13 protein-coding genes are annotated in these 11,721 nt (G+C 72.7%); 3 read left to right on the top strand and 10 right to left on the bottom strand.

The features are described 5' to 3' along the window. Positions 1-24: 24 nt before the first annotated feature. Complete coding sequence (locus BIU90_RS07300; protein ID WP_071299558.1) at positions 25-1,059, bottom strand: aldo/keto reductase; 1,035 nt, start codon at positions 1,057-1,059, stop codon at positions 25-27. A gap of 123 nt (positions 1,060-1,182) precedes the next feature. Here BIU90_RS07300 and BIU90_RS07305 point away from each other — a divergent pair, with 123 nt between their 5' ends. Next, positions 1,183-1,728, top strand: coding sequence for a TetR/AcrR family transcriptional regulator (locus tag BIU90_RS07305; protein ID WP_071299559.1), 546 nt, complete (start codon positions 1,183-1,185; stop codon positions 1,726-1,728). Between the two features lie 62 nt (positions 1,729-1,790). Here BIU90_RS07305 and BIU90_RS07310 read toward each other — a convergent pair whose 3' ends face one another. Further along, the gene (locus BIU90_RS07310; RefSeq protein ID WP_071299560.1) at positions 1,791-2,714 is read right to left on the bottom strand and encodes a LysR family transcriptional regulator ArgP; all 924 of its coding nucleotides are present in this window, start codon (positions 2,712-2,714) and stop codon (positions 1,791-1,793) included. A 69-nt stretch (positions 2,715-2,783) separates the two neighbouring features. Here BIU90_RS07310 and BIU90_RS07315 point away from each other — a divergent pair, with 69 nt between their 5' ends. After that, positions 2,784-3,653 carry a LysE/ArgO family amino acid transporter gene (locus BIU90_RS07315; RefSeq protein WP_139195158.1) on the top strand — a complete coding sequence of 290 codons (870 nt, stop codon included), beginning with the start codon at positions 2,784-2,786 and terminating at the stop codon, positions 3,651-3,653. Positions 3,654-3,820: 167 nt separating this feature from the next. Here BIU90_RS07315 and BIU90_RS07320 read toward each other — a convergent pair whose 3' ends face one another. From BIU90_RS07320 to BIU90_RS07340, 5 genes are all read right to left on the bottom strand, one after another. Next, the gene (locus BIU90_RS07320; protein ID WP_071299562.1) at positions 3,821-5,296 is read right to left on the bottom strand and encodes an amino acid permease; all 1,476 of its coding nucleotides are present in this window, start codon (positions 5,294-5,296) and stop codon (positions 3,821-3,823) included. Positions 5,297-5,506: 210 nt separating this feature from the next. Further along, positions 5,507-6,379, bottom strand: coding sequence for a hypothetical protein (locus BIU90_RS07325; RefSeq protein WP_083403777.1), 873 nt, complete (start codon positions 6,377-6,379; stop codon positions 5,507-5,509). 64 nt (positions 6,380-6,443) lie between these two features. Beyond that, the gene (locus BIU90_RS07330) at positions 6,444-7,253 is read right to left on the bottom strand and encodes an alpha/beta fold hydrolase (protein WP_139195159.1); all 810 of its coding nucleotides are present in this window, start codon (positions 7,251-7,253) and stop codon (positions 6,444-6,446) included. 219 nt (positions 7,254-7,472) lie between these two features. Beyond that, entirely contained in the window at positions 7,473-7,985 is a 513-nt protein-coding gene (locus tag BIU90_RS07335; RefSeq protein WP_071299565.1) for a methylated-DNA--[protein]-cysteine S-methyltransferase, read from the bottom strand. Next, positions 7,982-9,532, bottom strand: coding sequence for an AlkA N-terminal domain-containing protein (locus tag BIU90_RS07340; RefSeq protein WP_071299566.1), 1,551 nt, complete (start codon positions 9,530-9,532; stop codon positions 7,982-7,984). Before BIU90_RS07340 ends, BIU90_RS07335 begins: the two co-directional genes overlap by 4 nt. 89 nt (positions 9,533-9,621) lie before the next feature. Here BIU90_RS07340 and BIU90_RS07345 point away from each other — a divergent pair, with 89 nt between their 5' ends. Next, positions 9,622-10,188, top strand: a complete 567-nt coding sequence (locus tag BIU90_RS07345) for a molybdenum cofactor biosysynthesis protein (RefSeq protein WP_254786971.1) — start codon at positions 9,622-9,624, stop codon at positions 10,186-10,188. On the opposite strand, the gene BIU90_RS07350 is transcribed toward BIU90_RS07345, so the two are convergent. The 3 genes from BIU90_RS07350 to BIU90_RS07360 form a co-directional block, all read right to left on the bottom strand. Then, on the bottom strand, positions 10,185-10,724 hold the full coding sequence (locus BIU90_RS07350; RefSeq protein ID WP_071299567.1) for a type 1 glutamine amidotransferase domain-containing protein: 540 nt from the start codon (positions 10,722-10,724) through the stop codon (positions 10,185-10,187). The genes BIU90_RS07345 and BIU90_RS07350 overlap by 4 nt on opposite strands. Before the next feature lie 89 nt (positions 10,725-10,813). Beyond that, positions 10,814-11,467, bottom strand: a complete 654-nt coding sequence (locus BIU90_RS07355) for an HAD-IA family hydrolase (RefSeq protein WP_071299781.1) — start codon at positions 11,465-11,467, stop codon at positions 10,814-10,816. Between the two features lie 44 nt (positions 11,468-11,511). After that, positions 11,512-11,709, bottom strand: coding sequence for a hypothetical protein (locus tag BIU90_RS07360; protein WP_139195160.1), 198 nt, complete (start codon positions 11,707-11,709; stop codon positions 11,512-11,514). Positions 11,710-11,721 lie beyond the last annotated feature (12 nt).

Raw genomic sequence — 11,721 nt, forward strand, 5'->3', positions numbered from 1 at the left:
GCGCCGGAACGCAGCTGCGTGCTGTCAGGCGGCGGAGCGCCCGGCCAGTGGACGTCGGCGGAGCTCGGGTTGCAGCACCGCGGGCGGGTTGTACTGCTGGTCGAGCCGGCCCACGTCGGTGCCCGGCGGGACGATCGCGTCGATGCGGTCGAGGACCTCGTCGGACAGCGCGACCTCGGCACCGGCGAGCAGGTCGTCGAGCTGCTCCATCGAGCGCGGACCGATGAGGGCACTGGTCACGCCGGGGTGCGCGATCGCGAAGGCCAGCGCGAGGTGGGTCATCGGGATGCCGGTCTCCTCGGACAGCGCCACGACCTGCTCGACGGCGTCGATGCGCCGTTCGTCCTGGTTGTGGCGGAACATGCCGACGCGGGCCAGGTCGCTCTGCTGCCCGCGACGGAACCGACCCGTCAGCAGCCCGCCAGCGAGCGGACTCCACACCAGGGCCCCCATGCCGTGGCGCTGGGCGACGGGCAGGACCTCGCGCTCGATGCCGCGGTTCAGGATCGAGTACGTCGGCTGCTCGGTCCGGAAGCGCTCGAGACCGCGACGCTCGGACGTCCACTGCGCCTCGACCTGCATCGACGCGGGGAAGTCCGACGACCCGATCATGCGGACCTTGCCGCTGCGGACCAGGTCGGTGAGGGCCGACAGCGTCTCCTCGAGGTCGACCGTGTCGTCGGGCCGGTGCGCCTGGTACAGGTCGATGTGGTCGGTCTGCAGGCGGCGGAGCGAGTCCTCGACCGCGCGCATGATCCACCGTCGGGAGTTGCCGCGGCGGTTCGGGTCCTCCCCCATCGGACCGTTGAACTTCGTGGCGAGGACGACGTCGTCGCGGCGGCCCTTGAGTGCCTTGCCGATGAGTTCCTCGGAGCCGCCCTGGGAGTACCGGTCGGCCGTGTCGATGAGGTTGATGCCGGCGTCGAGCGCGCGGTGCACGATGCGGATCGAGTCCTGCTCGTCGCCGTTGCCGATGCTGCCGTCCGTGCCGAGCATCATGGCGCCGAGCGCGAGCGGGCTGACCCGGACGCCGGTGCGACCGAGGGTGCGGTGGTGCATGGGGATGCCTTCCTGTCGGTGGCGCGCTCGCGGTCGGTGCCGTATGGTGGCTCGAAGTGGAACGCTCTTCCGGAACTATACGGAACAGCTTTCCGTTTCCGCAACCCCCGACCTGGAGGCCCCGTGCGCGCTGACGCCCGCCGCAACCTCGGCGCAGTAACCGACGCCGCACGGCAGGTGTTCGCCGAGCAGGGCGTCGACGCGCCCGCGAAGGTGATCGCCGACCGGGCCGGCGTGGGCGTGGGCACGCTCTACCGGCACTTCCCGCAGCGCTCCGACCTGGTGGTCGCCGTGTTCCGCCAGGCAGTCGAGGAGTGCGCCGACGCCGCGGACGAACTGAGCGCCACCCACGCGCCCGACGAGGCGCTCGCGCTGTGGCTGCAGCGCTTCACCCGGTTCGTGGCGACGAAGCGCGGGCTCGCGGCAGCGATGCAGTCGGGCGACCCGGCCTTCGAGGGGCTGCACCCGTGGTTCATCGACCGGCTCGGCGGAGCGCTGACCCGCTTGCTCGACGCCGCCTCGGCTGCGGGCGCGATCCGGAACGACCTCGATGCGCCGCTGCTGCTCCGCGCCGTGGCGGACCTGTGCCACGGCGCACCGACCGCCGAGCAGAGCGAGCACCTGGTCGCGGTGCTGGTCGACGGGCTCCGCTGGCGGGCCAGGGCCTGAGGCGCCGCCCGCGCGCGGTCCCGGTGCGCGCGCACCCTTGCGTTGCGTGCGCACCCTCGCGGTCAGCGCGCCTGGTGCAGCCGGTCGCGCGCCGTGGCCCGGACGGCCTCGGTGACGCGCTCGAGCAGGGGTGACGCCAGGTTCCAGCGTTGCCACCACAGGGCGACGTCCGCGCGGCGCCCCGGGACGAGCTCGACGAGGGTCCCGTCGCGCAGTCCGTCGAGGCACTGCGCCTCGGGGAGCAGGCCCCATCCGAAGCCGAGCGTGACGGCCCGCGCGAAGTCCGCCGACGTCGGGACGAAGTGCCGCGGAGCCCGCGGGGCATGCCCGACGACACGGCGCAGGAACCCCTGCTGCAGGTCGTCGTCGTGGTCGTAGTCCACCAGGGGCACCCGGTCGAGCTGCTCGAGGGTCCGGCGTTCGGAGACGACGTCGCCCAGGTAGCGGTCGACGAACGCCGGCGAGGCCACCGCCCGGTAACGGTCGATGCCGAGCAGCACCGACGAGCACCCCTGCACCGGATCGGACTCCGCCGTGACCGCGGCCATCACGGTGCCGGAGCGCAGGAGCTCGGCGGTGCGGTCCTGGTCCTCGCGGTGCAGGTCGAAGACCACCTCGGTGTCGGCACGCACCAGGGCGAGCGCATCGAGGAACCACGTGCCGAGCGAGTCCGCGTTGACCGCCAGCGGGATCGACGGCACAGTGTCGCCCGCTGCTGCCCCGTCGCTCGCGCCGAGGGTCCGCGCCGTCTCCTCGTCGAGCAGCCGGACCTGCCGCGCGTGCCGCAGGACGACGGCGCCGTCGGCGGTGGGCACGATCGGGGTCACCCGCTGCAGGAGCACGCGACCGACCTGCGACTCCATGGCCTTGATGCGCTGCGACACCGCGGACGGCGTCACGGAGAGGGCTCGGGCGGCCGCGTCGAACGTACCGAGGTCGACGGCGGCGAGCAGGGTCTCGAGGTGTTCCCGCTGGAACCGGAGCATGAGCTGATCTTACGGTACGTCAAGAACATGAGCTGTACTGCATCGCGTCGACCTCCTACCGTCGAGGACGTGAACGTGCTGCTCCCCGCTCTCTCCGGTCTCGGCACCGGCCTCGCCCTGATCGTCGCGATCGGCGTGCAGAACACCTACCTGCTTCGGCTCGCGGTCTCGGCGCGACTGCGTGTCGTCGCCGCCGCCGTGCTGGTGTGTGCGGTGTCCGACGCCGTGCTGATCCTCGCCGGGGTGCTCGGCGTCGGTGCCGTGGTCGAGCGGTTCCCCGTCGCGCTGGTCGTCATCCGGTTCGTGGGCGCTGCCTTCCTGTTGACGTACGGCGTGCTCGCTGCCCGGCGGGCGCTCCGGCCGTCGGGCGACGCGATCCGGGTCACCGCCGAGGACGACGGCGTCGCCGTGCCGGCGGGCGTCGCGGTGGGCGCCGGAGTCGCAGTGCCGACGGTGGTGGACGTCGCCTCCCGTGGCGGACATCGCACCCCGTCGCACGGGGGTGCGACGTCCGCCGGCGGGCGCGAAGCCGTGGGCGCGACCACCGCGGATGCCGAGCCGACGCGGACGACACGGGCCGAGCCTCCGGTCCGAGCGGACGAGGCAGGACGGGCCGTTCGGAACGACCGTGCCGGCCGCACCGCCCCGGCCATGCGCGCCGCGGTCCTGACGATGCTCGTCTTCACGTGGGCCAACCCGCACGTCTACCTGGACACGCTGGTGTTCCTGGGCTCCGTGGCGAACCAGCAGGGGGTGGACGACCGGTGGTGGTGGACCCTCGGGGCCGTTGCCGCGAGCTGCCTGTGGTTCGGCGCGCTCGGGTTCGGCGGTCGGCTGCTGCGGCCGCTGTTCGAGAAGCCGCTGACGTGGCGGGTGTTCGACGGCTGTGTGGCCCTGGTGATGCTGGCGTTCGGCGTGCTGCTCGTCGTCGGGGCCTGACCTCGGGGCTGGCTCCGGGCGGCGGGCGGCGGGCGTTCGCACAGCGGAAAGCAGCTCGCGCCACGGGATCACGTGACGCGAGCTGCTTCTGGTTGTGCGAACGCACCCGACACCGGGCGGCCGGGCCGGCGGGCCGGGCCGGCGGCCGGCCGGCCGCGGGGCGGGCCCTACTGCAGGCCGCGCCCGACCCGGCTGTTGCGGCGGCTGTACCCGAAGTAGATCGCGAAGCCGATGACGAGCCAGATCACGAAGCGGAGCCAGGTCTCGACCTCGAGGTTGAGCATCAGCCAGAAGCACAGCACCGCGGAGACGATCGGCAGCACGGGCGAGAACGGCACCCGGAACGAGCGGGGTGCGTCCGGGCGGGACTTCCGCAGCACGATGATGCCGATCGACACGAGCACGAACGCCGACAGGGTGCCGATGTTGATCATGCCCTCGAGCTTGTCGACAGCCGTGAACCCGGCCAGGACCGCGACGACGATGCCGGCGACGACCTGCACCCGGACCGGGGTCTGCGTCTTCGGGTTCGTGACCGAGAACCAGCGGGGCAGCAGGCCGTCGCGGCTCATCGCGAACACGATGCGGGAGAGGCCGAGCAGCAGCACCATGACCACGGTCGTCAGGCCGATCAGGGAGCCGATCGCGATGATGCCAGCGGCCCAGGGCAGGCCGACCAGGTCGAAGGCGGACGCCAGGGAGGGCGCTTCCTCTTGTGCGAGCTGCTTGTACGACACCATGCCCGTGATGACGATGCTGACGCCGACGTACAGCAGGGTGACGATGCCGAGCCCGATGAAGATGCCGCGGGGCAGGGTCTTCTGCGGGTTCTCGGTCTCCTCGGCGCTGGTCGCGACGACGTCGAAGCCGATGAACGCGAAGAACACCAGCGACGCCGCGGCGAGCAGCCCGAAGACGCCGTACTGCGCGGGCTCGGACCCGGTGACCCACGACACGAGGGACTGCGTCCAGACGCTGCCCTCGGCACCCTTCGACGGCTGGGCCGGTGGGATGAACGGCGTGAAGTTCGCGGCCTTGACGAAGAAGGCACCGACCACGATGACGAACACCACGATCGCGACCTTGATGACCGTGATGACCGCCGAGACGCGGCTCGACAGGCGGGTGCCGAACGCGAGCAGCGCGGTGAACACGCCGACGATGAGCACGGGGCCCCACGTGAAGCCGATCGGGCCGATCGCGATGGTGCTCGGCAGGGTGACGCCGAACACGTCGAACGCAGTGCTGAGGTAGATGCCCCAGTACTTCGCGATGACGGCGCTGGCCGTCAGGGTCTCGAGGATCAGGTCCCACCCGACGATCCACGCGAGCAGCTCGCCCATCGTGGCGTAGGTGAACGTGTACGCCGAGCCGGCGACCGGGATCGTCGAGGCGAACTCGGCGTAGCACATGATCGCCAACCCGCACGTGACGGCAGCGAGCAGGAACGACACGATGACGCCGGGGCCGGCGAAGTTCGCGGCGGCGTTCGCCCCGACGGAGAAGATGCCCGCACCGACCGCGACCGCGATGCCCATCGCGGCGATGTCGAAGGTCTTCAGGGAGCGTTTGAGGGAGCGACCCTGCTCGTCGGCGTCGGCGAGGGAGGCCTCGATCGACTTCGTGCGGAGCTTCGTTGCCATGGGGTGGATCCCGTCATCGGCTGGCGGTGGACCCCGGAAGGGTACTGGTGTACCACCGTGTCACGCAAAGCGTCCGGACAGACGGTGCGTCCGGACAGACGGTGCGTCCGCGCGGACTGTGCGTCCGGACGGACGGTGGTTCCGTTCCGGAACCCGACGGGAGGCCCGCCTCGTCCCCGCCGCACCGCACGCGGACCGCTGAAGCTCGCCTCAGCGCCCCGCGCGCCAGTCGGCCAGGTACCGCGCGCCCGCCTCGTCGTGGATGACGCCCTCGGGAGCGGTGAGCACCGGGTACGGCGTCACCGGGACCCCGTCGGCCGGACGGACGTCGACGTGGGCGACGTCGTGCCCGTTCGCGTGCAGCCAGTCCGCCATCGCGTAGTCGCTCCGCGAGTCGCCCATCGTGCGCCAGGCCACGGGGAGCTCGCCGTCCTCGGCCAGCAGCTCGAGCGACCGCTCAGCCCCCAGGTCCTTGCCGCTGCGCATCGACTCGACGTCGGTGGAGATGATCGTCGGGTCGATGCGCCACTGCACGGCACCGTCGGCGTCGGCGCGGACGTCGTCGAGCCGCCGGACGCCCAGCCCTCGGCGCTCGAGGGCGGCCATCGCCCAGGCGTCGAACTCGGGCTGGCGGGCCAGGTACGTGGCGTTCGGCACCTCGACGCGCTGCTCGATCGACACCATCGCGCGCTTGGTCTCGTCGAAGAAGACCAGGTCGGCGTAGTCGCTCCGGACCAGGTCACGCATCTCGTCGGCGTAGTCGCGGGGCAGCGCCAGGTCCTCGGCGACCTCGATCTCGCCCATGCCGTCGGGGTACTGCGGGCCGATCGAGCACCACACCGCACCCTTCTCGCACACGGCGTGCACGCGACCCCCGGCGGCGAGGCCGCCGTCGAGCAGCGGCCGGACCACCTGTTCGCGGATGAAGGCGTCACTGCGGCCGGTGTTGAACACGACCGGGATGCCCTCGGCAGCCAGCGCGACCAGGTCGGCGATGATGCTCGGGATCGCGATGGTGCGGGTGACGGGGCTGGCGATGGGGCCGTCGACGTCCAGCAGGAGTCCGAGTCGGGGTGCGCTCACGCCCCCATCCTCTCGCACGCAGCGAGCGACGGCGGGCGGCGAGCGGCAGGCAGGCAGGCAGGCGTCAGTGCTGGGCGGTCCGGACCTGGGCGAGCAACCCGTGCAGGGCGTCGGGGTCGGGGACGTGCCCCTGCCCGGGGACCACGGTGTGCTCGGAGCCCGGGATCGCCTCGGCAGCGGCGCGGGCTGCGGGGCCCATCCAGTTCGGCGAGTCGGTGCCGGACGCGACGAGGACCGGGACCCCGACCGACGCGAGGGCACGCTCGGGGATCGCCAGGCCGTTGAGCATCCGGACGTCGCGGGCCAGCACGTGCGCATCGGCCAGCAGTGCCCGCCACAGCGTCGGCTTCAGGCGGAGGCCGGCGATCTGCCCCATCGGGACGTCGAGGACCTGGGCGAGGAAGGCGCGGACGGCAGCGCCGCGACGCCCACTGGCGATGTGCTCGTCGAGCAGGTCGGCGAAGACGACGTCCTCGGCGTGCGGGTCGACGCTGGCGCGGTACGGCGGTTCCCAGAGCAGGGCGCCGTCGACGGGGGCACCCGCCGCGATGCCGTGCAGGACCACGCCGACGCCGACGCAGATCCCCAGCGCGGTGACCGGCGACTGGATGCTCTCGGTGACGGCGCGGAAGTCGTCGGCTTCGCGCTCGATGCTCCAGGGGGTGGTGTCACCGCTGCTCCCCCGACCACGGCGGTCGTAGGTGACGACCCGGTGGTCGGTGGCCAGCGCCTGTACGACGCGGTCGAGGTACGGCGTACCGCGATGGTCGAACGCACCGCCCACGATCACGACCGCCCGACCGGTTCCCGCTTCGGACACGCTGAGGACGGTGCCGTCAGCGGAGACGACCGTCCGGTCGACTTGAGCGAGCATGGAGTCCTTCGTGGTGCACACAACTGCGTTGCCACGGGCCCTGCCGGGTCTGATCCTGCGGTTGTCGGTTGCTTCGAGTGTGGCAGTCCCGACGCCGCGCGTCTGCCCCCGCTTCCAGGGGCAGACACAGCGCGCGGTCAGCGGACGCCCGGCACGGGCTCGGACAGGCACAGACGGGTTCGGACAGGCACAGACGGGTTCGGACAGGCACAGACGGACTCAGACGAGGGCGCCGGAGCCCACCGCCTCGTGTTCGAGCAGGGAGCGCTTGACGTCGAGCCCCCACGCGAACCCGCCGAGCGACCCGTCGGAGCGCAGCACGCGATGGCACGGCACGAACAGGGCGGGAGCGTTGCGTGCACACACGCTTGCCGCTGCCCGGACGGCGTCCGGTCGACCCATCGCCGCCGCGAGTTCGGTGTACGTCAGGGTGGTACCGCCGGGGATCTGCCGGAGGGCCTGCCAGCCAGCTTCGAACAGTTCGGTGCCGACCTGGCGCACGGGCACCTGCATCGCGTGCTCGATCTCCCCCGCGTAGAAGGCGTCGACCGCGTCCGCCGAGGTCACCGTCCCCTCGGTGATGGTGACCGGTCGGTGCCGAGCGGGGATCCGGGCGACGACCCGGTCGAACGAGTCGGTCCAGCCCGAGGCGAGGACCCGGCCCTGGTCGTCTTCGAGCACGGTGAACGACCCGTCGGGGGTCTGCAGCGTGGAGATCACGGCGTCGGTCATGGGGTGTCCTTCCGAGAGAGCGTGTGGGCAGCGCGAGCAGCCGCCGTGGCGCGGTCGACGATCGGCCGCCAGCAGTGCATCGTGAGGTAGCTCCGCCAGGGGGCCACCTGTCCCGACCATAGGGAGAGCTCGCGGGCCGTCGCGGGCAGCCCGAGTTCCTGTGCACCGTTCCTGACCGCGAGGTCGCTGTGGAGGACGATGTCCGGGTGGTGCCGCACGCGCAGTGCGACGTAGTCGGCCGTCCACGGGCCGATGCCCTTGACGGCGAGCAGCCCGTCCCGCAGCTCGTCGAGCGACTGCCCGCCGTGGACGACGAGCGACCCGTCGGCGAGCGCTGCCGCCACGCGCAGGATGGTGTCGACCCGGGCAGTCGGCCCCCGCAGCACGGAGGTGCCGTCCGCCGCGATCCGCGCAGCGGGCGGGAAGCGCAGGGCGTCCGGGGCGATCGCCGCGGGGACGGGGTCGCCGAGTGCCGCGACCAGCCGGGTCTGCGCCGTCCGGGCCGCCGCGACCGAGACCTGCTGGCCGATCAGGGTCCGGAACACGACCTCGTGCGCGTCGACCGCGCCGGGCAGCCGGATCCCGGGGACCCGGGCGACCGCCGGCGCGAGCTCGGGGACACCCCCCAGGACGGTGTCGACGGCGACCGGATCGGCATCGAGGTCGAACAGGGCCCGCACTCGCGACACCAGGGTCGGCAGGTCGCTGAGGTCCGTGACCCGCACGACCAGGTCGAGCCCGGTGCCGCGACCGGCGGCGTCCGGGACGGCAGCCGACGCGCGGAACCAGCCAGGGCCTCCCGGCAGGTCGACCACCCGCGCGTACGACGTGACCACGCCGTCGTCGCCGACCCCCACCTGCTCGAGCCCGGGCAGGGCGTGGAGCGCGTGCCAGTCGAGCAGCCCCTGCGCGTCGAACGGTGCCCGCGCGGGCAGGTGCACGTGCAGCCCGCCGTCCGGCGTCGGCGCGACGCGACGTCGGGCGCGGAGCTCGGTCGGGGTGACGGCGAAGACCTCGCGCACCGTGTCGTTGAACTGCCGCACGCTCGCGAACCCCGCTGCGAACGCGACGTCCGCGATCGGCAGGTCGGACGAGGTCAGCAGCGTCCGCGCGGTCTGGGCTCGGTGTGCACGGCTGAGGGCCTTCGGACCGGCACCGAGTTCCTCGGTCATGATCCGGCTGAGGTGCCGCTCGGAGTAGCCGACGCGCGCGGCGAGGCCGGGCACGCCCTCGCGCTCGACGACCCCGTCGAGGACCAGCCGCATGGCCCGACCGGCGACGTCCTCGCGCAGGTCCCACTCGGGGCTGCCGGGCGTCGCCTCGGGCAGGCAGCGCTTGCACGCACGGAACCCGGCCAGGTGCGCTGCGGCGCTGGTCCGGTAGAAGGTGACGCCGTCGGACCGCGGGGTGCGGGCCGGGCAGCTCGGCCGGCAGTAGATGCCGGTGGAGTGCACGGCGGTGACGAACTGGCCGTCGAAGCGGGCGTCGCGCGACGCGGCGATGCGGTGTCGCTCGTCGTGCAGCGTGTCGGCTCCGGGGTGCGTCATGCGTCCAGCCTGGCACGCGCCACCGGCGGCGACTGGCGGGAATCGGACACGGCAGGGAGCGGACGGGAGGCCCCGCTAGCGTGGGCGACGTGACGAACGGGGACGACGTGGCCGGGTCGCCGCTGCTGCCGTTCCGGCTCGACGTCGAGGTCGCCCTGCTCCTGACCTCCCGACGGCACCGCTACGCGGGACGGCCCGCCGACGGGGCGCTCCCCGCCGAGGAGGACGAGCGCCGCGAGCGCATCGAGCTGCGGGCCGACCTGGGGATCGTGGGCGACCGCTACTTCGCGGCGCGGGCGCACGTGCACGCCTCGGTCACGGTGATCGGCCTCGAGGGGCTCGACGCCGTCGGCCGGGAACTCGACGTCGACGTCGATCCCGTCGCCACGCGGCGCAACGTGTTCCTGCGTGGCGCGGACGTCGAGGCGCTCCGGGGTGAACCGTTCTCGCTCGACACCGGGTCGGGCGCGGTGCGGTTCCGCGGGTACCGTCCGGCGAACCCGTGCGCGTGGATGGACCACGAGATCGCCGCCGGGGCGTTCCGGGCCATGCGCGGACGGGGCGGGGTGCGGTGCGACCCTGAGTCCGACGGTGTGCTCACCCTCGGACCCGCGGTGCTCCGCACGGCCCGCCCCGTGCCGGTGCGTCCTGCCTAGCGGAGCGCCGACTCGATCGCGTCGACGAACGCCGGCAGGTCATCGGGGTTGCGCGAGGTGATGAGCCCGCCGTCGACCTGGACCTCCTGGTCGACCCACTCGGCACCGGCGTTGCGGACGTCGGTCTGCAGCGACGGGAACGACGTGATCGTCTTCCCCTGCAGCACACCCGCCTCGATGAGCGTCCACGGCCCGTGGCAGATCGCGGCGACCGGCTTTCCGGCCTCGGCGAAGTCCTTCACGAGCGCCACGGCGGTTGCGTCCTGGCGGATGGTGTCGGCGTTGATCGTGCCACCGGGGACGACCAGGGCGTCGAAGTCCGCGACACTGACACGGTCGAACGTGGTGTCGACGTCGACCTGCTTGCCCGGGTCCTTGTCGCCGACCAGGGTCGCGATCGAGCCGGACTCCTGTCCAGCGACCGTCACGTCCGCGCCGCGCTCCCGCAGCTGGTCCGTGGGGACGACGATCTCGTCCTGCTCCACGCCGTAGTTCGTCGCGATGACGAGGATCTTCTTGCCGTCGAGGGCTGCCATGGTGACTCCTTCCGCACGCCGGGGTCTCCGGGTGCGCACACCACGGTCGTCCCGGAGCACTGGACGTGCTCGCAGGACGCAGGGGCTGCTCAGCCGCGGATGCGGAAAGCGGCGCCCTCGGCCGTGACCTCGACTCCGTCGAAGCCGTGTACGCGGGCGAGGCCCTCGGTCACCGTCGACTCGAGCGGCCCCACGACCACGGTCGTCGCTCCCGAGGCACGGGCGGACTCGACGCCCGCGGGCGCGTCCTCGAACGCCAGGCACTGGTCGGCGCTGAGCCCGAGGAGCTCAGCCCCGCGCAGGTAGCACTCGGGGTGCGGCTTGCCCCGCTCGGTGTCCTCGGACGTGACGATCGCATCCGGCACGGGCACCCCGGCGGCGCGCATCCGGTTGAGCGCGAGGTCGCGGGGTGCGCTGGTGACCAGGGCGACCGGGACGCCGGCGTCGACCAGGCGGCGCACGAACGCCGCGGCGCCCGGGACCTCCACGATGCCGTGGGTGTTCTCGACCTCGTCGGCGACGAGTTCCTGCGCGAGCCGGTGCTGTTCGTCAGGCGCCAGGTCCGGCAGGAAGTGCTGCACGGTGTCGATCGTCTGACGTCCGTGCGAGAACGCGAGGATGGTCCGCGGGTCGATGCCGTGCGTGGCGCCGAAGCGTCCCCACGCGCCCTCGACCACCGAGGTCGAGTCGACGAGCGTGCCGTCCATGTCGAAGAGGACCCCGGACGCCACGATGTCGATCACGTGCCCGACCCTACCGGCCGCGTGCTGCGCGAGGAGCGGGCCCGTCACCGCGAGTGTCGCCGGTCTCGCCGCGCACCGACCGCCGCGACGAACGCCGCGACGAGCAGCGCCAGGACGCCGAGCCACACGACTGTCTGCAGGTCCGCGAACGCCGGGACGGTGCGGCCGAGGACCATCAGCAGCGCGGCGGCACCGCACAGCACGGCGGACGGGACGGACGCACGACTCGTCGATGGGGACATGATGACCAACCT

The organism is Curtobacterium sp. MCBA15_001 (genome assembly GCF_001864835.1).
In the GTDB taxonomy this organism is placed as follows: Bacteria; Actinomycetota; Actinomycetes; order Actinomycetales; family Microbacteriaceae; genus Curtobacterium.

Coding starts and splice junctions, on each gene's coding strand:
- BIU90_RS07320 (WP_071299562.1), bottom strand. CDS start 5,296: ATGGCAACGAAGCTCCGCACGAAGTCGATCGAGGCCTCCCTCGCCGAC.
- BIU90_RS07300 (WP_071299558.1), bottom strand. CDS start 1,059: ATGCACCACCGCACCCTCGGTCGCACCGGCGTCCGGGTCAGCCCGCTC.
- BIU90_RS07340 (WP_071299566.1), bottom strand. CDS start 9,532: ATGACGCACCCCGGAGCCGACACGCTGCACGACGAGCGACACCGCATC.
- BIU90_RS07335 (WP_071299565.1), bottom strand. CDS start 7,985: ATGACCGACGCCGTGATCTCCACGCTGCAGACCCCCGACGGGTCGTTC.
- BIU90_RS07330 (WP_139195159.1), bottom strand. CDS start 7,253: ATGCTCGCTCAAGTCGACCGGACGGTCGTCTCCGCTGACGGCACCGTC.
- BIU90_RS07310 (WP_071299560.1), bottom strand. CDS start 2,714: ATGCTCCGGTTCCAGCGGGAACACCTCGAGACCCTGCTCGCCGCCGTC.
- BIU90_RS07350 (WP_071299567.1), bottom strand. CDS start 10,724: ATGGCAGCCCTCGACGGCAAGAAGATCCTCGTCATCGCGACGAACTAC.
- BIU90_RS07360 (WP_139195160.1), bottom strand. CDS start 11,709: ATGTCCCCATCGACGAGTCGTGCGTCCGTCCCGTCCGCCGTGCTGTGC.